Raw genomic sequence first — 24,276 nt, forward strand, 5'->3', positions numbered from 1 at the left:
ATCTCCAAAGGATAAGGTTCACCCTTGCGACGAGTCAATGACTTCTCTTTTTTCATCTTTGTTGACTTTTATGAAGTCAACCTATTTCAGGACGAGACACACATCCGACTGGGATTTTAGCAATATATATATGATCTTTCTGCTAAGTATGTATCTTAATTACAAAGGATTAGTGTGATATGACTCCGGACACCCGGGTGTACCCTTTTCGGACATCCGGGTGTGGAGGGTGGTAACATCCGGGTGTAGAAAGCCGGAAGATGGGGGTGTTGTCAACCATTTCTGCTTACTTTCCGCTCTTTTTCTGCTTGTCTTTAGTAAAAAAGTGCCTTAGGATGGTAAAATGGCTTCTGCATAAATGCATATCGGTACGTTTCCTTTCGTTTTGTGGATAGATGTCTTCCTGCCTGAATCAGAACCGGTTGCGCAGTTCCTCCGATGCCTTGTAGCGGACTAACGACATATAGCCGGCTCCCATCCGTAAGTTCGGCAAAATGCGATAATTGATTTCTCCTATGGTAAGGAACCATCCGGCTTCCCTGAAATCGTCTCGCGGACGGATATTTTTACATAAATACCTGATAATTCTGGATTATAATTCCCCTGAGAGGCTGTTTGGTTTTTGTGTCCAATGATTTGAGATGGCCGGGAGGACGTTTAAAGTTGCCGGTCGGGATATTTTAGTAGATGTTGGCCATGCTAACCAGTGGCTCGTACAGTTTCTCTATATCTTGGGCGTCCAGTTCGATGGTGAGCTGGTCACCGGGGAGTATGGTTTGTCCGGTGGGGGAGATGTCTTTGCGGTCGCGGTGGATATTCATGATTATGCAATGGTTGGGAAGTTCGAGCGTATCGACCTCCTTGCGGTCGAAATAGGCTCCGGCCATCACTTCCACGTCCAAAGTCAGCCGCTTCTGCTCACGGAAGGCCGGTTTGTTGATCATCTCTTCATAGAACATTACGTTGAACGGCTTTATTCCCAACAGTTCCGTGAAATAATAAGTGAGTCCTCCTACGACGATGGAAGGATAGAAAACTTCGAAATGCCCTGTGATCTCCGTAATCAGGATAATGGCTGTGATAGGAGTGCGCACGACGGCGACCAGGAAGGCGCCCATTCCGATCAGCATGACATAGCTCACACTTTCCATCCTGACGATCCCGTGTTGCACCAGGATGAGGGCATAGAGCTTACCGGTCAGTCCGCCTGTCACCAGAGTCGGGATAAAGTTCCCTCCCGGCAATCCGGAGGAGAAGGAAAAAACGGTAAATACCATGTGCAGGAACATCATCCCTGCAATCCAATAGATATTGCTGTTGCCGCCTTCCGCCTGTTGCATCAGGAACTGCTCGCCTCCACCGGTCAGATCAGTGACCGTCAGCGAAATGATGTATGCCATGCCCAGAAGACCTAACAGCTTGATATATTCGGGTTGCCGGATGGCCGGGTACATCCGTTTGGCGTATAGCATCAGCAGTGAATAGAGTTTGCCGAAAACCGATACGATGACGGCAAACAGGATATACAGCTTGATATGCAGTCCCATCGACAGGTCGGGCACGATGGCCTGTATGTCGTGGTACGGGTTGATCGGGAAAATCGTACTGGCGATCGCTCCGGCGACGACACCGGCCAGGATCGTCGTGATAGCCGTTTTCGGAGCATCGAAGCGTTCGATCGATTCGATCACCAGCGTAGCGGCGGCAAGAGGAGCGGCAAAGGCAGCTGCCAGTCCTGCGCCTGCGCCTGCGGCAAGGAGCTGTTTGCGTTCGCCGCTCAGGATATGTCCCCATTTGCTGACCAGGTCACCTATGTAGGAACCCATTTGTACGGAAGGCCCCTCGCGTCCCATCGAGAGACCGCTGCTGAGTGTCAGCACACCACCCGCAAACTTAGCCAGCAGTTGACGAAAGGAATGTGTATACTCGATGCGTCCATTGATAACGCCCCGTGTCTGCGAAATGCCTCCGCCTCCGATGTAAGGCCACCGTCTGGCCATCCGGGCGACGAAGCAGAGGATACCCCATAGGGCAAGGAATAAGACGATATGGTAATACCAGGGAGGCGAAGACTGGAAGAAGTTCTTCCGCATATTGAAAAATAGTTGCAGCAGATAGTGGTAAGGAACCGCCACCAATCCGGTCAGCAGTCCTACGATCAGACTCACGAAATAGAGTCTGGCATCTACCAGCTTCAGTTTTACTATCCGATTAATCTTCATCTCCCCTTAAACAGGGAGCGAAGGCCGTTGGTTTAGCTTTCAATTCTCAAAAGCATCTGATATATCCCAACGAATAAGTCTCGTACAGGTTATCCTTCATTCCGTGTGTATACCGGAAGGAGATTATGTTTTTCTTGATCTCGTATCTGAGGTTGTTGCGCCAATGTATGGGGCGGTCACCGTTGTTTTCGTATCCGTAGAACCCGGCCAGGTTGGTGGCGAGCGTGAAGCCTCTGTATTTACCGGTGAACCCGACTCCGTATGAGATGGCGTCGTTCTGGCGATGCACCATGTCGTTCGTCATCCAGCAATAGAACCCGGCGAGCGCCTGCATACGGATCGAGGCCTTCCCGTCGGCACTTTTCCACAGGTTACGCCCCACGTTTACGTCGAACCAGTAGGAGGCGGCATCGGTAAAACGGGCGTCGCACAGGCGGCCTCCGCTGGCTGTCTTGATATTGGCGCTAATGGTCGCATCTACCCATTTCTCGCTTTTCAGGACTTGGAAAAAGGAGCTGATAACGATGTCGCCGTTATATTTGATCGGGCTTTCCGTATCCACGGCAAAGCGTTCGTCACGCGTTTCCGGTGTCATCTTATATTTTTCCTTGAAGCACCAGTTCACTTCGATTCCCGCGCGCCCCCTGAAGAAGGGCAGCAGGGCACGCCCCACGATGTCCCAGGTCTTGTCACCCGTATAATAATGGTATTCGCCCCGTACTTCCACTTCGTACCGCTCGCTCACCTGTCCGTCCCTCATTTCCGGGATCGGAAAGGCGTTCGGACCGAAATAGCGCGGAGAATATATGAGCAGTTCTGTTTTGTCGCGCCAACTCTCGGCATGGCTATAAGTGGCTGAAAAGACAAATACGAATGTTATCAATAATATTCGGGATAAATATTTCATCATGGATGTATTTTTTCTTAAGGCCACAAAAGTACATATTTCATATTGATTTAGTACATTTGCCTCAAACAAATCTTTAAACCATAAAGTACCATGAGACATTTACATTTTGGGAAGCTGTTTTTTGTTGTCTTTTCCCTCTTGTTAGCCTGTACGGTTTCGGCGCGTAAACCGATTAAAACATTACTGATCACAGGACAAAACAACCATAACTGGCAGGTGAGCCATGTTGTGCTGAAACAAATCCTGGAAAATTCCGGTCGTTTTGATGTGGACTTTGCCATCTCTCCCGAACAGGGCAAGGATATGTCCGGTTTTGTGCTCGACTTTAGCTCTTACCAGTTGGTAGTGCTGGACTATAACGGAGATTCGTGGCCGGAGGAGACGAACCGCCGCTTCTTGGAATATGTGCAGAACGGCGGTGGTGTTGTCATTTATCATGCAGCCGACAATGCTTTCTCCAAATGGCCGGAGTTCAATAGGATCTGTGCTTTGGGTGGTTGGGAAGGACGTAATGAGAATTCCGGCCCTTATGTGTATTGGAAGGACGGAAAACTGGTCAAGGACAGTTCGGCGGGTCCGGGTGGTTCTCATGGACGCCAGCACGAATATGTGCTGAACGGGCGTGACAAGGTGCATCCGGTTGTGAAGGGCCTGCCTTTGAAATGGCGTCATGCCAAAGATGAACTTTACGACCGTATGCGGGGACCGGGCAATATCCGGGATATTTTGTACACAGCCTATTCGGATAAGGAAACAAACGGTTCCGGTCGTGAAGAACCGCTGGTCTTTACGGTCGATTACGGGAATGCTCGCATCTTCCATACGATGCTTGGCCATGCCGGTGCTACTACGGAAGATAATATAGCAATGCAATGTACGGGCTTCCAGGTGCTTTTGCTTCGTGGAGCCGAATGGGCGGCAACCGGAAAAGTAACCCAGAAAGTCCCGAAAGATTTCCCGACGGAGACTACTTGTTCTTATCGGAAAGATTATAAGGAGAATTGACAATTATCAATTGTCAATTCTTAAAGCGGATATTCCTCGAACGCATACAATGCTGTAGACAAATATCTCTCGCCCGTATCTGGTAATAATGCTACAATCGTTTTCCCTTCGTTCTCCGGGAGCCGGGCCAGTTGCATGGCGGCATATACGGCTGCTCCGGAAGAAATGCCGACCAACAGGCCTTCCTTTTGTGCCAGTTCGCGTGATGTGCGGATGGCGTCGTCTCCTTCTACCTGGATGATTTCATCGACCACCGAGCTGTCGTAGGTTTTAGGGATAAAGCCCGCTCCGATCCCCTGTATCTTGTGCGGTCCGGGTTTACCGCCTGAGAGCACAGCCGAGTCGGTCGGTTCTACAGCTACGATTTTGACATCCGGATTGTGCGCTTTCAGTCCTTTGCCAACGCCGCTTACCGTACCGCCCGTTCCGACTCCTGCGACGAAGATATCGACTTTGCCGTCCGTATCGCGCCAGATTTCCTGTGCGGTTGTTTTAGCATGCCGGGCAGGGTTTGCCGGGTTTTCAAACTGTTGCAGGATAATGGAGCCGGGCGTTTCATCACGCAATGCTTCCGCTTTGGCGATGGCACCTTTCATCCCTTCCGTTCCGGGAGTGAGGATCAGGTTGGCTCCTAATGCTTTCAGTAGGTTACGACGTTCCAGGCTCATGGTTTCGGGCATTGTCAGTACCAATTTATAACCTTTGGCGGCCGAGACGAAAGCCAGTCCTACGCCGGTGTTCCCGCTGGTCGGCTCTATGATTGTTGCTCCCGGTTTCAGCAAACCCTTTTCTTCCGCATCTTCGATCATTGCCAATGCAATGCGGTCTTTTACGCTACTTGCCGGGTTGAAATATTCCAGCTTTCCGATTACTTTCGCTTTCAGCCCTTTACTTGCGTTGAAGTTTGAGAACTCCAACAATGGTGTATTGCCTATGAGGTCAGTCAGTTTTTTTGCTATCATGGGTTATATTATTTATGATTTGTCAATTGAATTGATCAGTCGCTTCATTGTTTGCATTTTTGCTTCCGTTTCAAGCCATTCGCTTTCTATCTCCGAAGAAGCAAGAATGCCTCCGCCTGCATATAAAACAAATGATCCGGGCAAGATGTTCATGCAGCGCAAGTTTACATACAGATCGCTCTTTCCTTCGGGAGCCAGCCAGCCGATAAAGCCTGAATAATAGCTCCGGTCGTAGCCTTCGTTCTCCCGGATAAAGCGATACGTCTCTTCTTTGGGCAGTCCGCAAACGGCAGGCGTGGGATGGAGCCGTTTCAACAGTTCGCCGAGTTTTTTATTATCGGGCAGTGGAAAGCTGAAGTCGCTTCTCAAATGCGACAGTTCGCCGGCGCGTACCGGGATCGGAGGAGTTTCTGTCGGTTTGATACCTAATGCTTGCAGTTGTTTGCGTATGTAAAAGGCTACATATTCCTGTTCTTCCCTGTTTTTGTCGTCCCATTCTATCGGTAGTTCCCCGTTTTGGAGAGGTTGGGTGCCGGCAAGGGCGACCGTATGCCATTTTCCTTTCTCGCCGGAGAGGATGATTTCGGGCGTGCAGCCCAGCCATGTGCCTGTCGCGGGAGTATGGCAGAGATAAACATATGAATATTTGTACCGTCCGGTTGCCTTGAGGAAAGCGGCGGCAGGGGAGAAGTTGGCTCTGTCTGCCGGAATCGTCTGGCAGCGCGACAGCACGAGTTTCTCGAACTGCTTTCGGCGTAGCGGTTCGATGAAGGCATTGAAACGACGGCTGTAGTCTTCCTTCGGGTTTTCGGGGAAGGAGACAAGCGTTTCACTATGATGGAATTCCTGTTCCGCAGGCATCGAGTATGAAACTTTTGTTTCCTCATCGGGCGGAAGTTTCTGGATGTCCGGCCGGATCAGTACGATTGGGTGCTGTTTGCTTACATGGAAGGGAGCAATGACGAAACCACTCTGTTCGTCCAGTTCCTCGATATGATAAAGAATACGTGCAGAACCGGAGGCTTGCATGGCGAAACGAGGCGATTCTCCTGGTATCCGCCAGAGTGCAAAACTCCGGTTCTTTCTGATCAATGTGTCGACTACGTTACAAATCCTTAATTCGTCTGGTGTCATTTCTTTTTTAATATGCTGTTGACTACACGGATGGATGATACCAATTTATCTGTGGATGTGAATACATCGACGTTCCAAACGTGTGAAGAACGTCCTTTGTGAATGATGGTTCCGACGGCGCGAACGGTATCTCCTTCATGGGCAGATGACATATGGTTGCCACTGACTTGCATACCGACCACGATTTCGTCTGGTTTGGCCAGGATCATCGATCCTAACCCGGCAACCGTTTCGGCCAATGCGAGTGTCGCCCCGCCATGTAGGATGCCGAATGGCTGGCGGGTGCGTTCGTCTACCGGCATGGTCGCTTCTACACGGTCTTCGGATGCATATGTATATTGGATGCCGAGGTTTCCCATTAGAGCGTGTCTGGCACGCATATTCAACTGGTCGAGCGGTACTTCCGTCGGACGTATTTCAGCCAGGATTGTCCGTTCGACGGCCACGGCTACGCCTTCTTCTTCGTTGGTGAGTGTCGTCTTGTCCACACAAGCCTTCACCGAATCTTCCGCATTTCCCATCGCGATCCCGACACCGGCAAGTTGCAACATGGTCACGTCGCAAACGCCGTCGCCGATCGCGATCACTTCTTCCGGCGATACGGACAGTTTGGTCATCAGCACGCCCAAAGTGTTTCCCTTGTCGATGAACTGGGGAACGACTTCTAAGAAATAAGGTTCCGACCTGAATGCATCCAGCACACCGTCGAGGCGTTTTTTCCAATGATTCTCCAAACCGATGAGCGCTTCTTCGTCGTCACTTGCCAGCATACATTTGCAGGGCGGGAAATCGACGGCTTCGGCAAAGTTGTCGACACCGACAATCTGCATCTTGTTCAGGTTGGCTTCTTGGATGACATACTTGTTATCCGGTTTGTCCGTCAGGATGAAGTCTTTGTGATAGGTGAAGATGGCAAAGTCGTTTTTCTTTGCTTTCTTTTCGAAATAGGGGATCCATTCCGGATCGATGCGCTTCTCGAATAATAGTTCACCGGTCTGCACGTTGATGATCTGACCGCCGTTGTAAGAAAGAATGTAACCTCCGTAATGATTCAGTTCCAGCTTTTCAGCGATGGGCATGACTCCATTAGTCGGTCTTCCTGATGCCAATACGATATGTACCCCCATTTGCTGTACCTTCAGAAGGGCAGCCAGGGTACGGGGGCTGATCTCTTTCTGATTGTTGAGCAGCGTCCCGTCTACGTCGAGAACTAATAATTTATACTTCATGGCCTTTTTGTATTTTTTGTTAATGATACAAATATACGGAATTTTTGCTTCCGCTCGCTTGACAGAAAGGACAACCGTGCTAAAAATAACCTTGTCCGCGCTTAGCCAAAGATCAAAAACCTCCTCTTATTTTTTCTTCATCAAGTCAAACCGTTGGAAGCTCCACACGTTTTCGTCATAATCTTCTCGCTTGTAATGGCTGTCGCAGATGTAAAGGCCGTCTTTCAGGACAACGATCGAACGGTTCTGATAGCGGTAGTCCGGCAACAGTGTCTCGCCGATGATGCGGAAGTTTTTGTCCAAAATCACAATCGAACAGGTCCGACGGCCGAAACTCCAAATGTCCTGTTGGTTCTCTTTTGGATCGACCTCCGATTCCGGGTAGGCAAGGCGGTAATAGACTTCGCGGTATTTGTCGTAGTAGATGTAATGATAAAATTGTTGCTGGTTGCTTTCTCTCAAATAACCATTTAAAGCAGCATAATGAGGTTTTGGAATATATTTGGCTGGTTTCAAGTACTTGCTTTTAGCATTATAACCTTTTACGTTTTTATGATCTGCTGTTGCAACATAAATAGAATCATTTTGGCCAAAAACATACACAAAGTTAGCTCCATCAAATAAACAAGACACATATTCATCACCAGCCCGTAATCTTCCTTTATACAAATCATCCATCGTCGGTTTTGAAGGATGATAAAAAGAAAATTGCTTGACAACTTTATGAACGGTATCCAACACCGCAGCCACAGATGTCTTTTCTTCTTGCTGATTATGATTATAATGGTACAATTGTATATGAACCAAAGAATCAATAAAAACAATAGACTCTATGGGCGGCAAAAAATTTCCAGCGTCATCCTTGCTACAATCATAACGTCCTTGAACCGCTCCAGCATCATCTACTTTGAATAAACATTGTTGTGCAGAAGGTGGGAGCCAGTAAAACTCACTCCATCCTTTTACATAATATCGGTGAGCTTTTCCTATCGCATTGGGCCCTTCCATTTGAAAAGTGATCTTCCTTACGCATTCCATCTTATCCACGTCATAAAACAGAAGTTGAGGCATTCCACTGTTTTTGATAATTATGTATTCTCGCTCGTCTTTTTCTATTACTGTCGGATACCATCCTATGTCCGTATCCTCATCTATCGGAAACTTCAACCATTTATCTGCAGGACGAAGTTCGACGATATCCAAAGGTTCCATATCGGAAGATGAATTCTTCGGGTGATCCGAACAGGACAGGGATATGCCGAATAAGGCTATGAATAATATCCATCTATAAATCATACTCATTGATTCGATAATTAATTAAACAAGGAGGTGTGTCAAAATCTCTTTGTCCCCGCACTTGATGCGGGGTCGCAAAAGGACAGGCCTTATCAATCAGGTTTTTATAGGGCCGGTTTTAATGCAATCCCGCGTCAAGCGCGGGAACAGGATAGTTTCGACACACCTCCTTTACGAATTTTACAAAAATCTCACATTAGTCAACTTCCTGGATTTGGAGGGTATGTTGGAGGAAATGGTCCGGGAGGTAACAAGTCATCACATGGAGCACATCCTATTTGCCCGTATTGAGCACAAGGTGTTTTTGTGCTTGTTAAATCCATCCAACATTGTTTTTTAGGATTCCCAGCAGTCAACGCTTTCAGATTTTCCGAAACGGAGGAGTTCAGTTCATTACCCATACTATCGGCCTTAGTGTCGGTAGTAAGCCCAATGCTCACAAATAGGAACAGGGCGAGCAGAGAAAACAGTTTCTGTTTCATAAGGCATTGTTTTTATAGTTTATAATTCCTGCTGTGCTGGTTTTATTTTCCCTTTCAATATTATTTTGATAGCTTTATTCGTATTACAACGTACAAGGACCGTTTCTGAAAAGAAACCTGAATGTTTCGGCGTGTAAATCAACGTAAAAATCAACTCTTTTCCAGAATCTACAGGTTTTTTATCATATTCGTATTGCATGCAACCGCATGTCGTTGCGACATCAGTGACAATTAAAGGCGATAATCCTGTGTTTCGGATTTTGAACGAGTGTCGGACAGGTTTGTTCCCGGCAATTTCACCAACGTCCTTTATGGGATCATCTACTATAGCCGTCGTTTCCAGCTTCACCCAATCGGGCTGCATTCCTAATATATGTTTCAAATATAAATTACGGATTTCAAGGTTTCTCATCGGATCACCGACGACCAGCACGCGGAAGTTACGATCTAATAAAAAAGCATGAAACTGCTCGTCTTCCGGAAATTGGTTCAAATGATCCAATTCGTTTTTCTGGTCCAAACAAACCGGCCAGTCGAAATTTCCACTTCTCAAAATATTTCGTACATACTTTGGACGTTTGTTATGGATGAAAAACAAATACTGTACTTCTCCACCTGACGAATCGACCTCTTGCTTGAACTGTTTCCATTCGTTCAACTTCAATTTGCAATCCACACAACTATTAGAATCGACATAAAACAATATAGTATAGGGAGACGGATGGATATTGAAATCAACGGTATCTTTTCCATATCGTGTAAATACGGGATTCGTGGGAAAACTCACAACTTTGCCTTGCCATGTTTCCAATAACTCAGGCAAACTTTGCTTCTTTTCTGAACAGGAAAATAGCAACAACAATAATATGGCAGCTATCCTTTTCATATGAATGACATAAATTTAAAAAACTTTTTTGAATAAACAAATCTTTTCTTGAAAAATATCAAATATTTTATTTCCTTTCTTTCTCAAGAAGAGTTTTGTCAAGATGTATTTTGTGCTGTTTTTGAGGATGGAAGAGATGAAGTAGACTTTACACAAAATACAATATCCCCTGAAAATGGCGATTTTGCTTAGTCAATTCATTTTCTGTAGTATATAAAATTAGTAGTTTGTTAAAAAATATTACCCTTGCGTGTAATTTGAATTAAACGGGGTATAAAATCGAAATAGATGCGGTAGTAGTTTCGATTCGGACCAATGGCTTTTTTATGAATATGACAATAAGGGGTCATGGCGGAGGAAGGGGGTGAACGTCAACCACCTGTCCGTTCTCCCGGATATATTCGTATAATTCTTTGTAGAAAACATGTCGTGTCAGTGTCGGTGCGTCTCCTAAAATCATCAATTTCATGCGGGCACGGGTGATGGCGACGTTCATGCGGCGCAGGTCGCCGAGGAAACCGATCCGGCCTTTGTCGTTGGCGCGTACGAGGCTGATCATGATCACATCTCGCTCCTGCCCTTGGAAGCCATCTACCGTGTGGACGGTTATCAGACGGCGGAAAGGTTTGAAGGAAACATTGCGCTTGATCAGTCCGCGGATATACTGAACCTGCGATTTGTAAGGCGAAATCAGACCGAAGTCAATGCTTTCGTCCAATACCCGTTCCTTGCCGATCTTTTCGATATATTTCTGCAAGGTCGAGACAAGCAGGGTCGCTTCGTCTTTATTGATACGGCTCATGCTGTCGGTGAGTTGGTCTTCTTCGAAATGGCAATCCGCTGTGTCGAGCCAGACGACAGGGGTATCGAATTCCAAGATGCCGCGATGCTTGACTTCCGGTGCGGATTGCAGCTCATCCCGGTAGAACCAGCGAGAAGGAAAGCGCATGATGCTTTCGTTCATTCGGTACTGCGTTTTCAGAAGTGAGACAGTTTCAGGCTTCCGGTCGGTTATTTTTTGCATCAAGGTGTGGTCTAAGCCGCCGCGTGCCGCTTCTATACATTTGATGGTAGGAGGGAGCTGGTGATGGTCGCCCGCTAAGATGACCCGGTCCGCTTTGCCGATCGCAATCCAGCAGGCGGCTTCAAGTGCCTGGGCGGCTTCGTCGATAAAGAGAGTTGTGAAGTTACGGTTGGTCAATACCCGGTTCGCCGATCCGACCAGCGTGCAGGCTACGACACGCGCCTCGTCGAACAATTCCGTGTCGATCTTCACTTCCAGTTCCGTCGCCCGGAAACGGAGACGGGAGAGACGGTTGCGTGCTGTTTCTTTTTCACCGTGGCTCTTTTTGCGGAGATTGGATTGTATCTCGCGGATCGCCTTGCGGATTCCCCATAGTTCGGCATAGTCGGGATGCGATTCGAAACGCCGTTCATAGGTGAAGGAAAGCATCTTGTCGTTTACGCGTGTCGGGTTGCCGATGCGTAGGACATGAATGCCACGATCGACTAGTTTTTCGGATATCCAGTCTACGGCCGTATTGCTTTGGGCACAGACCATTACCTGATTTTCCCGGTGCAAAGTCTCATAGATCGCTTCAACCAAAGTGGTCGTTTTGCCAGTTCCGGGAGGACCGTGCACGATTGACACATCCTTTGCCGCCAATACATGGTTGACCGCCTCTTCCTGCGACAGGTTCAGCCAGGGAAAACGCATGGGGAAAAGTATGCGCCGGCCGGCGGGTGTTTTGCCTAACAGGACGTCCCGCAGATAAGCTAACCGGTTCCCTTTCGCTTGGATAACGGTGGACAGGGCGTTGAACATCGTCTTGTAGCTGGTCTCGTCGAAATAAAGCTGGACGCCGATTTCACCAGCCTTTTGTATTTCCGTAAGTGCGTTAGGAGAGGGTAATATTACGACCATCCGGTCGTCTTGCACATAACTGATGACAGCCGAGAAGTTCAGGTATTCAGGTTTCCCGCCTCCTTTTGTTGTGAAGAAGCAGACCGGACGGCCATATTCAAAATTGTGTTCGGTCTCTTTGTCCTCCAGCTGCCCTATTTCTACGACAAGTTGGTTCAGGGAGTTATAATAGCTCTTTCCCGGTACGACAGGATACCAGCATAGTCCTTGTTGGATGCGGCGGTGTATGCCGGCCCGTTCGGTTTGTTCCCGATACATCTCTTTTTCATATTCGAATTCTTTCTGCAGAAGATCGTACTGATGTTGCAGGTCTGCGGTCGGAGTCTTGAATTGAGTTGTCATCATTCTTTGTTTAATCGGGCGCAAACTTACATAAAAAAACGCAATCGGATAGGGGTTTTTCTCCTTTCCGATGTCATTAAATCAAATGGATGGCTATCTTTGTTTATTAATTGGGAGGATTAAAATTGCTGAGTATGAAAAACAGAGTTCTATATGCGGTCTTATCTTTGTTGGTTCTGACAGGATGCGGTTCGATGAGGAATATGAGCCGTGCAGACCGGGCTGGCGTAGGGGCCCAGATAGGCGCTTTTGTCGGATGGCTTTTCGGCGGAGCGGTCGGAAATTCCATAGACGATGATATAGGGGGTGACATAGGGGCGTTTGTCGGGACGGCGGTCGGAGGAATCGCCGGTGCGCAGATCGCTGCAAATACAGGTGACGTGGTAAGAGTGGAGAAGAGGAATCCGGGAAATTATACGCCGTCTTCGCATGTTCTCCTTCCCGATTTGCAGATCGAAGACATCTTATTGGAAGAGGACAGTGTCACTCGCGACGATAAGATCAATGCGGGTGAGACCTGCCATATCTCCCTTGTGATCGTGAATAACAGCTTTCAGGATGCTTTGGACGTGGAACCAATAGTAAAAGTTGAGAAGGGCAAACATCTGAAACTGTCCGAACCTGTCAAGATCACCAAAATCACCCGCGATGACCGTATCACCTATAATGTCATGGTGCAGGCCTCCCCGAAGTTGCGTACAGGTGAAGCTGTGTTCAGCGTCCGTCTGAAAGAAGGGCGTGGCAACGGCACGGAAGAGGAAATCTTTACGGTCAAAACTGCCGGTGGTGACAAATGAGATCTTATCTGATGAGAGAATAAAACAGCCATACTGAAAGGAGGACGAATAAGACAAATATGGCTAAAAGTAATTTTATTTTGGATAGATGGTTGGCATCTGCTTTTTCTTTCTCTATAGTCTTTTTTCGAATTTCTTTCATTTCTTCAACGGATGTATCGGGTAGTTTGGTACTGCTCCCGATTTTCATGAGCCTGTTTCGGGTTTCCTTTAGGCGTTCTTTGCTTAATTTCCGGAGCTCGCGGTTTTCTTTGTCCCGTTGTAACATATCATTTATGCAGCCTAAAGTTCCCATAATTTATTAATTATTTATTAGATGAAACAAATGTACATTTTTCTGTCGGGTATTCCTTTATTTAATAAAGAAATAGTTCAAATTATCTATGTTCCGCAATCGAAATACCTATGTTTTGAAAAGGATGTCTTATCTTTGCAATCATAAAGTCAAAGAAATCTATATTCATGGATAAAACAACTCAAACACAAATCATCAAACTTATACATCAGGAGGTGATTCCCGCTATCGGTTGTACGGAACCGGTTGCGGTCGCATTGGCTGCCGCTAAGGCTGCCGAGGTTTTAGGCTGTAAACCGGAGAAAACGGAAGTATTTCTGAGCGCCAACATCCTGAAGAATGCGATGGGTGTCGGAATTCCTGGAACCGGAATGGTCGGGTTGCCTATAGCGGTTGCTTTGGGTACGTTGATCGGCAAGTCTGCTTATGGTCTTGAAGTATTGCGTGACCTGACACCAGAAGCGCTTGCTGAAGGAAAGCAGGTGATCGAAGATAAACGGATTCATATCGCTTTAAAGGATAATGTCGACAAGCTCTATATCGAAGTGATTTGTTCAGCCGTAGATGAAACTTCGCGGGTGATAATCTGCCATGAACATACGAATGTCGTGTATGTGGAGAAGAATGGTGTGGTATTGACAGACCGGAGGAAAGAAGGTGTTTCCTGTGATGCTTCGGGCGATGAAGACGAATTGAGGCTCTCTTTCTCTACTGTGTATGAGTTTGCGATGGAAATGCCGCTCGATGAGATCCGCTTTATCCTGGAAACTGCCGATCTGAACCGGAAAGCAGCCGAGGCTTCACTGAAAGGAAATTTCGGACATACGGTCAGCAAGACCGTTTCCGGTGTATACGGACGTAAATATATGGGAGACTCTGCCTATACCCATATGCTGGCAATGACGGCTGCTGCCTGTGATGCCCGCATGGATGGCGCCATGATCCCGGTGATGAGTAACTCCGGTAGTGGAAACCAGGGGATTGCAGCGACACTTCCCGTCCTTTCTTTTGCCGAAGACATCGAATGTTCGGAAGAACAGTTAATCCGTGCTCTGATGTTAAGCCATCTGATGGTCATCTATATCAAGCAAAGCCTGGGGCGCTTGTCCGCCCTTTGCGGTTGTGTGGTGGCCGCCACGGGAGCCAGTTGCGGCATTACCTATCTGATGGGAGGCGATAAAGTGCAGATTTCCTATGCAATCAAGAATATGATCGGCAATATTACCGGTATGATATGCGATGGGGCGAAGCCCAGTTGTGCCATGAAAGTTTCCAGCGGTGTTTCGACTGCTATGCTGTCTGCGTTGATGGCAATGGAAAACAAGGTGGTGACTCCGGTCGAGGGCATTATTGATGAGAATGTCGACAAGTCGATCATTAACCTGACTTCTATCGGTTCCAAAGGAATGGAAGCCACCGATAAGCTGGTATTGGATATTATGACCGGAAAATCCTGCTAACGGTAAGAATATGTTGACCGATATTCGTCTGTTGAGCCATCAATTGGCAAAGCCCCGGTTTAGGAGTCCGAAGGAATTGGTTGCCTGGATGGGAGCTGTCCAAGCACAGGAATATACGATGGCGAAATGGGCGGTCGGGACTCGCTTGAAGTCTTCTTCGTTGCGGGTGGTGGACGATGCGCTTGCAAAGGGGGAAATCCTGCGTACCCATATATTACGACCGACCTGGCATTTCATCGTAGCAGAGGATATCCGCTGGATGCTGCAATTGTCGGGAGGTCGTATACGGACAGCCTTCGATTCTTATGCAAGAAGCCGGAAGATGGAGATAACCGAAAGCTTCTATACGAAAGGTTGTAGATTGCTGGAACAATTGTTGGGTGGAAACAAGAGTTTGACAAAACAGGAGTTGATGGATGGGTTCGGTCGGGCAGGGATCGAGACAGACAATCACTTGATACATTATTTTCTGGTCCGTGCTGAAACGGATGGCCTTGTGTGCAGCGGGGTAGATAAAAACAAGAAGCCGACCTATGCTCTGTTGGAAGAACGTGTGCCTCCGATGAAAGAACTCAGCCGCGAAGAGGCGCTCGCCCGATTGGCTACCCTATATTTTCAAAGCCATTCCCCGGCTACATTGTCTGATTTTGTCTGGTGGTCCGGCTTGGCGGCAACTGAGGCTCGACATGCGGTTGCATTGATCGAAACCGATCTGCTAACCGAAAAGTTTGATTCGGAAACTTTTTACCTGCATGTTACCTGTGACTTGAAGGCCTGTTGCCGGAAAGTGTTGCATCTGTTACCCTCGTATGATGAATATCTGATCAGCTATAAAGACCGGACGACCGTTATGCTACATGAACATCATCATAAGGCATTCAATACTTTCGGTATCTTTTACCCCGTGATCCTGTATGAGGGCCGGATCGTTGGCAATTGGAAAAAAGATTCGAAGAAGAAAGCTCTTACTGTCGAAACTTCTTTGTTCGATGAATCTCTCGATCTCCCGGAAGATTTGCTGAAAAAGGCAGTCGATTATTATTGCTCTTTCCACGCTCAAAAGTCGGGATTCCACACTTGATTGTGGAATTTTTACACACTTTCCCCAATCCACTCCACACTTCCCCAATTTCTTTTGTATTATATGTATTATTTTTATTGGTTTGTATATCAGTGGTTTGTTTTAAAATATATCTTTATTTCTATTTCTGGCACGTCCTTTGCTATTTATTTGTCAGAATTAGATATTATCCTTCCCGAGATATTGTTTTCTGATTAGATATTTGATTAGAAAAAGCTTATCGATTTTAAATCCGCTTCGCCTGTGAAGGTAAAGCGGATTTTTTAATTTAGAACCATTTGATCTTTCTGAAAATGAAAAATGATAAAGCTGATAGTGTGATGGAGATCATGACGATGATGGCAAAGCCATGCGGCATATTTTCTCCGTAGATCGGGACGTTCATACCGTAGAAGCTGGCGATGAGGGTGGGAACCATCAGGATTATGGAGATGGAGGTCATGCGCTTCATGATGGTGTTCACGTTGTTGGAAATGATGGAGGCGAATGCGTCCATCGTACCGGTCAGGATATCGCTATAGATATTGACCGTGAGGTGCGCCTGTTTTAATTCTGTTTCCACATCTTCCACCAGTTCGTTGTCCATATAGACCGGTTCTTGGAAGATGCTTTGCAGTTTGGTAAGCATCACTTCATTACCACGGATGGATGTGTTGAAGTAAACCATGCTCTTTTCCAGCTTCATCAGACGAAGCAAGTCTTCATTACGGATACTTTTTTCCAGTGCCTTTTCGGCATGCGCCACCTCGTTGTTGATTTGTTTCAGGTATTTCAGGAACCATACGGCGGACGAATGGATCAGACGCAGAATCAGGTCATATTTGTGACGTACGACGACCTCTTTGCGGCGGGTGTATCGGATAAAGTCCGGTATCAGTTCCGTCTTGTAGTAGCAAACAGATATGATGATTTCATTGTTCGTCATAATCCCCAGAGGGATGGTCGTGAAAGGGATTCCTTGTTCCTGGCTCTGTACCGGGATTCGAATGATGGTCAATAGCCAATTCCCTTCATATTCGATACGCGGGCGTTCGTCTGTATCGGCAATGTCGCTTAAGAAAGATTCGGGAACATTGAATTGGTTTGTCAGGTAATGGATATCTTCCGGTGTAGGGCATTCTACATTGACCCAGCTGTTTGGAAGCCACTGGTCTTTTTCCACAAAGCCGGCTTCACAATAAAGAAAAGTTCTCATTATTGCCTCCTTTCGTTTTTGTCAACGTACAGAGGCCTTGCTGTTTACCCCTGCGCGTTATTTGTTACTTACTGTTTTTATTTCTCGCGGAATACTGTCGTCCATAATTTATCATTACTTTTTACGGCTGCAAAGATAGAAAAATCCGGTAATAAATGTATATCGGAGGCGGATTTTTGTCAAGTCCGTGAGACTGCATATTTGCGATAATGGTAATAGGCAATGCCGGCTAAGTCTGCTAGAAACCAACCGATAGGAATAGACCACCAAATACCGGTGACCCCAATAGTGGGAATGGATGCCAGCCAATAAGAAAGGACGACACGTGTACCTAAAGACAGAATGGTAAGCACGACAGACATTCCCGGCATACGGATGGCCCGGTAATAACCATAAAGGAGGAACAAGATTCCGATGCCTAAATAAAAAACTCCTTCGATACGCAGGTATTCTGTTCCGATGCGAAGTATCTCAGCCTCATCCGGACGGACGAAAATAAGCATCAACGGCTTGGCAAAAAAGAAAACTAACAGCGAGATGATAAGGGAAAAGACGATCGTTATAAGAAATGCGCTACGCACTCCCCGGCGGATGCGATCCCCTTTCCGCGCTCCGAAATTCTGGGCAATGAAGGTGGAAAAAGCATTCCCGAACTCCTGAACGGGCATATAGGCGAAAGAGTCGATCTTGACTGCTGCGGCGAATGCGGCCATGACAACCGTACCAAAACTATTTACCAATCCTTGCACCATCAATATTCCGAAGTTCATCACAGATTGTTGGACGCAAGTCAGTGTGGAGAAAGAAGTGATTTCTCTCAGGCTGGAACGGTCGAAGCGCATATCTTCCCGGTGTAATCGTAGCTCGGGGCGGATTTTATAGGTATACAGCAAGATACCGGATGCCGCCGTTCCCTGTGCGATAACCGTTGCGACTGCCGCTCCTTCGATGCCTTGATCCAGGACAAGAATAAGAAACAAATCAAGCCCGATATTCAAAACGACCGATACAGCCAGAAACCATAAAGGTGTTACAGAATCGCCTACAGCCCGAAGCAACGCTGCATAAAAATTATACAGGAAAGTAAAGACTATTCCCCAGAAAATGATCCACAGATAGTTACGCATCAACGAATAAATATCATAGGGAACTTGTAACCATCGTAAAATCGGATCGAGCCATAGGAACACGGCAACATTCAGCAAGATGGTTACCGTGCCGATCAGCAGGAAAGAAACATAGATGCTACGTCGCAGGGCGGACAGGTCTCCGGCTCCGTATTGCAGTGAGAAAACCGTGCCGCTTCCCATCGATAACCCCAGCAGGATAGAGATCAGGAAAACCATCAAGGTATAGGCGGAACCGACCGCTGCCAACGCATTTGCGCCGATACATTGTCCTACGATCAGTGTATCGGCTATGTTATAGCATTGTTGTAAAAGCGATCCTGCCAGCATCGGCAATGTGAATTGTAGCAGGGTGGTGGTTATACCTCCTTGTGTAAGGTCTCCTTTCCGTAACATTGTCAGCTCTTTTTATTCGTATAGTTTTGTATGGATCTGCAAAAATACGAATTAATCGGATAATCGTTCCTTCGGATCTCCGTAACCTGTCGGAGTGGTGCTGAGCTTTTGTTTTTGGGTAAAATGAACGCTAATCAAGCATCAAACTCATATAAGCTTCCCGGCTCTGATAGTCGAGCAACAGGCGGGTGAGCGATTGGGTGTCCATCTTTTTTAGTTCGCCGATGTTATGAACGGAGTTTGCGTGGGTGAAGGCCCAGTGATGGATGAGGCGGTCGCGGTCCAAGACACGTGCCATACCTAAAGGGAAAGTTCCTGGTCCGGTGAAAGGAGTACGGCAGACGGCCTTTTCCACCTTGCTCTGTGTTGTAGCTTCCTGTAAGAGCAGGTTCTTGATGTTGTCGTTGTCATACATCAATTCTTTGACATAGATATAGTCGCCGACAGGATAGAAAAAGATCATTCCGATCGGTTCTTCTTGAATGTTCAAGGCGGTCAGCATTTGTCCTCCGGACATCTGTAATTCGCGCAGGATAGTAACGAAATCGTCATAACCGTGCAGCACATAGCAAATACGTTCTCTCTGCTTCTTATTAAAAAAATTGTAGAGAGACTCCATCGAAGGTACTTCGGGCGGTACAACCAAAACACCCTGTTCCAGTACTATTTCAGAAGGGCGGATATACGTTTCTTCTGAATAGTCGAAAGCTTCCGTATATCCTAAATCGCGGTAATAGTCGAACAGCCATGGATCGGCCGGGATAATGACTGTTAAGGCCACTTTCCGGCTTTCCATCACTTCGAATGCTTTCTGTATCAGTTGGCGCATAAGTCCCTGACCTCGTTCGGAGGGAAGAGTGCAGGCTCCATATATATAGTTTACGGATATCTCCTTTCCGTAGTAAGTCATGACATACGGAAGCATTTGAAGAGCGGAAACGATTTTTCCGTTTTTCTCTATAAACAGGGCGTTTTCTTTTTTGTAAACCCGATCGAAGAATAGTTTGATAAATTCTTCGCTGTCGTTGAAAGAAGTACGCCACAGGTCGATCAATTGAGATTTGTTGTTATCCATCGTTCAATATTATTTTGCAGGTTTCTTTATTGCCGCGGATTTTTCCAATAGGATGAACGGGTTATACGAAAGTTTAGCCTGGCGCAGACCGGGAATACCCAAGTCTTCCTCTCGGTTCACATAGGTGTATTTTTCCGGAAGGTGAGAGGCGAATTCTTTGTTGATAACAGCATAAGCCCCCTCATAGTTCACATTCGCCTTTTCTACGTGGACGCCGAAAGTATTATGGTTGATCGGGGCACCAAAAGTGAAAGCGACAATCTGATGGTCTACGCAAATGGCTCCTCCAATAAGTCCCAATTCGTCATAATGGTTCAAGGCGTAGATTATAGAACGGCGTTCGTCGTTCAGATCCTCCTCGTCATTATCTTCCCGGTTGGCTTTGTACCATTTACATTCGAGCTGAAGGCATTCGGGAACCAGTTCTGGTGTGATAGGAATATATTCGTAGGCAAACTTCTTATTGAATTTGTTGATATGATTGCGTTTTGCCTGGTATTTTTTCCCTTTTAGGGTTGCCAGGTCTTCACGCAAGTAGATGTAATCGAAATAATTCCGTTCGGGGATGTAGAAAAATCCGCCGGGAATTGCCTTTTCGAGTTCTTCTTTGGCATCTGGCGTTACGCCTAACATACAGAGCGGGTGGCCTTGTTCGAGCGAGTCGGCTTCCAACAGGTCGATTGCTTGTTTCAGGTTGCCTTGACCTGTAGGAGTCATATAAGCGACTCTCGTTTTGTTTTCGATCCAGAAACGGATCAGCAAGCTGCCGTTGACAATGGCGAACTCGCTATCGTAGAGAAACCGCCAACTGCAGATGTTGGCAAATGAATAATCGCAATTTTTATAATTGCTCGGTATCGTAAAGGATGTTATAATATCTCTATCTTCGATTTCAATTGGTTTAAACGGTATCTTCATCTTTTTCTTTTTTGATGTGCAAATATAAAACTAATAAAAATGGCTGAATGTTTTATCTTTAATAAAAACAATCGATTTTGTTTATTGCGTGATAAACCCTATAAATGCTATTAATAGCAATTTAACTAAATATAAAAATGATAGTGTATATTAAACTAACATCTATCTTTAAATGTTCGAAGTGAAATGGTTTTTATTTAAAAGTGAGAAGGAAATGAATGCTGATAAAATATTACCGATCGACCTCTATCATGCCGTGTCGATTGCAAATTTGACATTGGAAAGTGCTTTAAAGGTCATTCACGTCGAAGCTGGGCAGGATCATGAACTGTTGCCTTTGGAACCGGGAACTCTTGCTGTGATCTGCCGGGGAGGAAAGTTCGAATGCAAAGCACTTGGAAAGGAAATCTCCATAGTTGCCGGACAGGTGTTCCTGGCGTCTGTGGAAGATGTGAGTGAGATATCCCGTTTTTCGGAGACAGGTTTTGAAGGGATCGTGATCTATGCCGGTAGCGATCTGCTGATCAATCGGCAACGTCTGATGTTCCGGACGATTACACCGGACGAACTGGAGGAGTCCGGGCTTTATATCCAGCTGATGCAGTCACAAATCGAGCGAATGAGCGATGTCCGTGTCAAAGTGGTGGAATCGCTTTTGCGCGCCCTTATTTTCTTCCTCCAGCAGGAAGGGCATCTGGCGGACGACCGGGATAGCGAGGTTCCGCCTTTCTTCCACGATTTCGCTTTGCTGATTAGGCGTTATCATCATTATCCGGTTTATTATTTTGCCGAGAAGTTGGGAATGACTTCGGCGGAACTGAATAACAAATGTAAATTGCATTCCGGTATTTCGGCTGCGGAATGGATCAGCCAGTATGTATTGCTTGAGGCGAAAGACTTACTGATTAAAACTCGACTGAGATCTTCCCGCATTGCTATGATGCTTAATTTCTCTAATTATGATACCTTTGCGCGTTGGTTCAGGCGGCATACGGGAGAGTTGCCAGGGAACTGGAGGTAGTGGAATTTGAAAATTGAAAATTAAGATACCATGAAATGGACATTTGAGAATGCGAAAATAAAGGGGCGGATCGTCTTGACCGATTCGCTCCATGAAGACCCGGATCTTCTGAAAGACAAAACGCTGTATAAATTTATATGGGTGGATTCCGGCGAAGTGGAGTTGGATATCGATCATCAGCATGTTGTTTTGAAGAAGGGGCAGCTCGTTCCGCTTTCCCATTTGCATCATTTGGAGTTTCTGCGCATCGAAGGCAAATGCTATGCTTTGATGTTCAACGGCAATTTCTACTGTATACATGGCAACGACCATGAGGTCTCGTGCAATGGGTTGCTGTTTCACGGTTCATCGCATGTGCTGACTTTTGTCCTTTCGGAAGATGAACGGCGGAAGATCGACACGCTGACGAGGATCATGCAAGAGGAGTTTCTCAGTACCGATCACCTGCAAGACGAGATGCTCCGGGTATTGTTGAAACGGTTTATCATATTATGTACGCGAATAGCGGAAGATCGGCAGGGAGCTGTTCGGGAGAACAGCCTCCAGTTCGAGACGATCCGCAAATTCTATGTCCTGGTCGATACCTATTTTAAGGAGAAAAAACAGGTGCAGGAATATGCGGACATGCTGAACAAATCCCCGAAGACACTGGCAAATATCCTTTCCGCCTATCAGCAGCCTTCCGCCATCCGTATCATCCATAACCGCATTCAGGCAGAAGCCCGGCGTTTACTGCTTTATACGGCTAAAAGCTCTAAAGAGATCGCTTTGATGCTAGGATTCGAAGACCAGGCTGCGTTCAGCCGTTTCTTTAAGAACGCAGCCGGACTAAGCGCGACCGAATATCGCCACCAATATAAAAAATGATAATAGTGGCGATGACGGGCTGGTCGCTTGTCCGGGTTGTAGTATCCGCTTATTGCCGGTATTTGTAACAACCCGACAGTTGGTCGTAGACGGCTTGATCCGCTTTATAAGTATCCGTGTCGTGCCCCGCTTTGGCAATAGCTTTGCTAATAGCGTCCACAGATGTTTTGGACGGATCGTACTGTAGATGTATCATCTGTTTTTCCTTATCCCAATGAGCCGATGAAACGCCGTTTACGCTTTTGGCTGCTGTTTCGATGCGTTGTTTACACATGTCGCAGGAACCTTTTACCCCGAACATGGCATGCTCGCCTGCCGGTTCCGGTTGTGCTGCGGATGTACCGTGCGCGGCATGCCCTTCATGACCGCTCATCGGTTGTGCTTCGCCGTCATTGTTCATCATCGACTGTTTCCCTTCCAGTTGGGCACTGGCATCTATCGAGAAAACACCGTTCGTTACGATTTCTTCTCCTTCGGATAATCCTTTTAATATCACGTATGCGTTGCCGAGGGAAGGACCAAGTTCTACTTCACGCATCAGGAAGGTCGGGGTGGAGGTGTCCGGTTGCTTGACATAAACGATGGAACGTTTGCCGGTCCAGAGAACGGCAGTCTGCGGCACGGTGATCCGGTCTTTATATCCTTGAAGCGGGGCGCTGACCTCGGCGGTCGCATACATCTCCGGCTTCAGTTCCATATGGCTGTTGGGAACTTCCACCCGGACACGTGCCGTACGGGTGGAAGGGTTGATGATCGGATCGATAAACGCGATCCGGCCCGTATAGGTCTTGCCGGGAAGAGCCTGCAAGGTGAAATGAACCTGGTCGCCTCTGTTCAGGAAAGGCAGGTCAACTTCGAAAGCATCGAACATCGCCCATACGCTCGACAGGTTCGCTATGTCGAACAGGACAGCGCCGGAGGCGACATAATCGCCCTGGTTTACGCGTTTGGTCATGACGATTCCGCTTACGTTCGCTTTGATCTCGACGAGTGGGGAAACGCTACCGGATTGTTCGATCGCTTCTATCTGGGCGTTCGTCATTTTCCAGAGACGGAGTTTCTCGCGGGCTGCCTGGATCAGGGCGGGCTGCTTCATCTTGATGGCTTCCAACAGTTCCTGCTGGGCGGTGAACAGTTCGGGTGAATAAAGGACGGCAAGTGTTTGTCCGGCTCGTACGCTCTCGCCGGTAAAATTGATGTTGAGTTGTTCGATACGTCCGCCTACATGCGCTGTCTGTGACTGTAAGCTTTGTTCGTTCGGGGCGATCTTGCCGTACAGGCGGACTGTCTTGACCGGGTTTTCCCTGCTGACCTTTGAAGTCTGCACGTCTGCCAGGGCGGCCGCCTCTTCCGATAACTGGATTGCTTTCGGGTCGGAGTTCTCTCTGCCGCCGCTTCCTTTACCGACCGGGATCAAGTCCATCGCGCAGATCGGGCATTTGCCGGGTTTATTCTGGCGTATCTGGGGGTGCATGGAGCAGGTCCAGACGCCCGTCTCGTCCTGTACGAGGTCGTGACGGTGTCCTGCGTGCATCTCATGCCCCTCATGGGTAGCGGGTGTGGGGGTTTCGGACGGGCTGAACAACAACCAGCCGACTAATAAGTCGGCACAGGCTACTATTATATATTGAACTGGTTTGCTTTTTATTATT

Annotated in this window: 22 protein-coding genes; 7 read left to right on the top strand and 15 right to left on the bottom strand. The window is 47.1% G+C overall.

Features of this window, described 5'->3' with window-relative positions; genetic code table 11:
* Window positions 1-680: 680 nt before the first annotated feature.
* On the bottom strand, window positions 681-2,222 hold the full coding sequence (locus BHV83_RS18860) for a ClC family H(+)/Cl(-) exchange transporter (protein ID WP_286757897.1): 1,542 nt from the start codon (window positions 2,220-2,222) through the stop codon (window positions 681-683).
* A gap of 46 nt (window positions 2,223-2,268) precedes the next feature.
* The gene (locus tag BHV83_RS18865) at window positions 2,269-3,129 is read right to left on the bottom strand and encodes a hypothetical protein (RefSeq protein WP_122116111.1); all 861 of its coding nucleotides are present in this window, start codon (window positions 3,127-3,129) and stop codon (window positions 2,269-2,271) included.
* A 93-nt stretch (window positions 3,130-3,222) separates the two neighbouring features.
* Between BHV83_RS18865 and BHV83_RS18870 the strand changes: the two genes are divergently transcribed.
* On the top strand, window positions 3,223-4,137 hold the full coding sequence (locus tag BHV83_RS18870; RefSeq protein WP_122206234.1) for a ThuA domain-containing protein: 915 nt from the start codon (window positions 3,223-3,225) through the stop codon (window positions 4,135-4,137).
* A 20-nt stretch (window positions 4,138-4,157) separates the two neighbouring features.
* Here BHV83_RS18870 and cysK read toward each other — a convergent pair whose 3' ends face one another.
* The 6 genes from cysK to BHV83_RS18900 form a co-directional block, all read right to left on the bottom strand.
* Entirely contained in the window at window positions 4,158-5,099 is a 942-nt protein-coding gene (cysK, locus tag BHV83_RS18875) for a cysteine synthase A (protein ID WP_286757898.1), read from the bottom strand.
* Window positions 5,100-5,111: 12 nt separating this feature from the next.
* On the bottom strand, window positions 5,112-6,233 hold the full coding sequence (locus BHV83_RS18880; RefSeq protein WP_119216088.1) for an isochorismate synthase: 1,122 nt from the start codon (window positions 6,231-6,233) through the stop codon (window positions 5,112-5,114).
* Window positions 6,230-7,462: a Cof-type HAD-IIB family hydrolase gene (locus tag BHV83_RS18885; protein ID WP_005639136.1), complete on the bottom strand. Its 1,233-nt coding sequence runs from the start codon at window positions 7,460-7,462 to the stop codon at window positions 6,230-6,232. The genes BHV83_RS18880 and BHV83_RS18885 overlap by 4 nt, the downstream gene beginning before the upstream one ends.
* Window positions 7,463-7,588: 126 nt before the next feature.
* Window positions 7,589-8,764 carry a DUF4221 family protein gene (locus tag BHV83_RS18890; protein ID WP_119216089.1) on the bottom strand — a complete coding sequence of 392 codons (1,176 nt, stop codon included), beginning with the start codon at window positions 8,762-8,764 and terminating at the stop codon, window positions 7,589-7,591.
* A gap of 194 nt (window positions 8,765-8,958) precedes the next feature.
* Window positions 8,959-9,240: a hypothetical protein gene (locus BHV83_RS18895; protein ID WP_022322449.1), complete on the bottom strand. Its 282-nt coding sequence runs from the start codon at window positions 9,238-9,240 to the stop codon at window positions 8,959-8,961.
* A gap of 19 nt (window positions 9,241-9,259) precedes the next feature.
* The gene (locus BHV83_RS18900) at window positions 9,260-10,126 is read right to left on the bottom strand and encodes a DUF1573 domain-containing protein (protein ID WP_119216091.1); all 867 of its coding nucleotides are present in this window, start codon (window positions 10,124-10,126) and stop codon (window positions 9,260-9,262) included.
* A 48-nt stretch (window positions 10,127-10,174) separates the two neighbouring features.
* Here BHV83_RS18900 and BHV83_RS18905 point away from each other — a divergent pair, with 48 nt between their 5' ends.
* Window positions 10,175-10,318: a hypothetical protein gene (locus BHV83_RS18905; protein ID WP_155143664.1), complete on the top strand. Its 144-nt coding sequence runs from the start codon at window positions 10,175-10,177 to the stop codon at window positions 10,316-10,318.
* A 154-nt stretch (window positions 10,319-10,472) separates the two neighbouring features.
* Here BHV83_RS18905 and BHV83_RS18910 read toward each other — a convergent pair whose 3' ends face one another.
* The gene (locus BHV83_RS18910) at window positions 10,473-12,392 is read right to left on the bottom strand and encodes an AAA domain-containing protein (RefSeq protein WP_286757899.1); all 1,920 of its coding nucleotides are present in this window, start codon (window positions 12,390-12,392) and stop codon (window positions 10,473-10,475) included.
* A gap of 134 nt (window positions 12,393-12,526) precedes the next feature.
* On the opposite strand from BHV83_RS18910, the gene BHV83_RS18915 reads away from it, so the two are divergent.
* Window positions 12,527-13,189 carry a YMGG-like glycine zipper-containing protein gene (locus tag BHV83_RS18915; protein WP_122206229.1) on the top strand — a complete coding sequence of 221 codons (663 nt, stop codon included), beginning with the start codon at window positions 12,527-12,529 and terminating at the stop codon, window positions 13,187-13,189.
* Window positions 13,190-13,193: 4 nt separating this feature from the next.
* Here the strand turns inward: BHV83_RS18915 and BHV83_RS18920 are convergent, their stop codons facing one another.
* The gene (locus BHV83_RS18920) at window positions 13,194-13,484 is read right to left on the bottom strand and encodes a membrane protein (RefSeq protein ID WP_005639142.1); all 291 of its coding nucleotides are present in this window, start codon (window positions 13,482-13,484) and stop codon (window positions 13,194-13,196) included.
* 167 nt (window positions 13,485-13,651) lie between these two features.
* Between BHV83_RS18920 and BHV83_RS18925 the strand changes: the two genes are divergently transcribed.
* Window positions 13,652-14,944: an L-cysteine desulfidase family protein gene (locus BHV83_RS18925; protein WP_122206228.1), complete on the top strand. Its 1,293-nt coding sequence runs from the start codon at window positions 13,652-13,654 to the stop codon at window positions 14,942-14,944.
* 10 nt (window positions 14,945-14,954) lie between these two features.
* Complete coding sequence (locus BHV83_RS18930; RefSeq protein ID WP_122206227.1) at window positions 14,955-16,025, top strand: winged helix DNA-binding domain-containing protein; 1,071 nt, start codon at window positions 14,955-14,957, stop codon at window positions 16,023-16,025.
* 268 nt (window positions 16,026-16,293) lie between these two features.
* On the opposite strand, the gene BHV83_RS18935 is transcribed toward BHV83_RS18930, so the two are convergent.
* The 4 genes from BHV83_RS18935 to BHV83_RS18950 all read right to left on the bottom strand — a co-directional run bounded on the left by BHV83_RS18935 (window position 16,294) and on the right by BHV83_RS18950 (window position 20,736).
* Window positions 16,294-17,220 (bottom strand): magnesium transporter CorA family protein, encoded by a 927-nt coding sequence (locus BHV83_RS18935; RefSeq protein ID WP_005639150.1) that lies wholly within the window; start codon window positions 17,218-17,220, stop codon window positions 16,294-16,296.
* Window positions 17,221-17,399: 179 nt separating this feature from the next.
* A complete protein-coding gene (locus BHV83_RS18940; RefSeq protein WP_005639152.1) occupies window positions 17,400-18,743 on the bottom strand; it encodes an MATE family efflux transporter in 1,344 nt (447 codons plus the stop codon).
* Between the two features lie 130 nt (window positions 18,744-18,873).
* Window positions 18,874-19,818 carry a GNAT family N-acetyltransferase gene (locus BHV83_RS18945; RefSeq protein ID WP_005639154.1) on the bottom strand — a complete coding sequence of 315 codons (945 nt, stop codon included), beginning with the start codon at window positions 19,816-19,818 and terminating at the stop codon, window positions 18,874-18,876.
* A gap of 9 nt (window positions 19,819-19,827) precedes the next feature.
* Entirely contained in the window at window positions 19,828-20,736 is a 909-nt protein-coding gene (locus BHV83_RS18950) for a DUF2156 domain-containing protein (RefSeq protein ID WP_005639156.1), read from the bottom strand.
* A 214-nt stretch (window positions 20,737-20,950) separates the two neighbouring features.
* Here BHV83_RS18950 and BHV83_RS18955 point away from each other — a divergent pair, with 214 nt between their 5' ends.
* Window positions 20,951-21,757, top strand: coding sequence for a helix-turn-helix domain-containing protein (locus tag BHV83_RS18955; RefSeq protein WP_122206238.1), 807 nt, complete (start codon window positions 20,951-20,953; stop codon window positions 21,755-21,757).
* A 30-nt stretch (window positions 21,758-21,787) separates the two neighbouring features.
* Entirely contained in the window at window positions 21,788-22,624 is an 837-nt protein-coding gene (locus BHV83_RS18960) for an AraC family transcriptional regulator (protein WP_005642713.1), read from the top strand.
* 49 nt (window positions 22,625-22,673) lie between these two features.
* On the opposite strand, the gene BHV83_RS18965 is transcribed toward BHV83_RS18960, so the two are convergent.
* Window positions 22,674-24,275 carry an efflux RND transporter periplasmic adaptor subunit gene (locus tag BHV83_RS18965; protein ID WP_122206226.1) on the bottom strand — a complete coding sequence of 534 codons (1,602 nt, stop codon included), beginning with the start codon at window positions 24,273-24,275 and terminating at the stop codon, window positions 22,674-22,676.
* Window position 24,276: the final 1 nt, after the last annotated feature.

Source organism: Parabacteroides sp. merdae-related_45_40, from assembly GCF_001915675.1.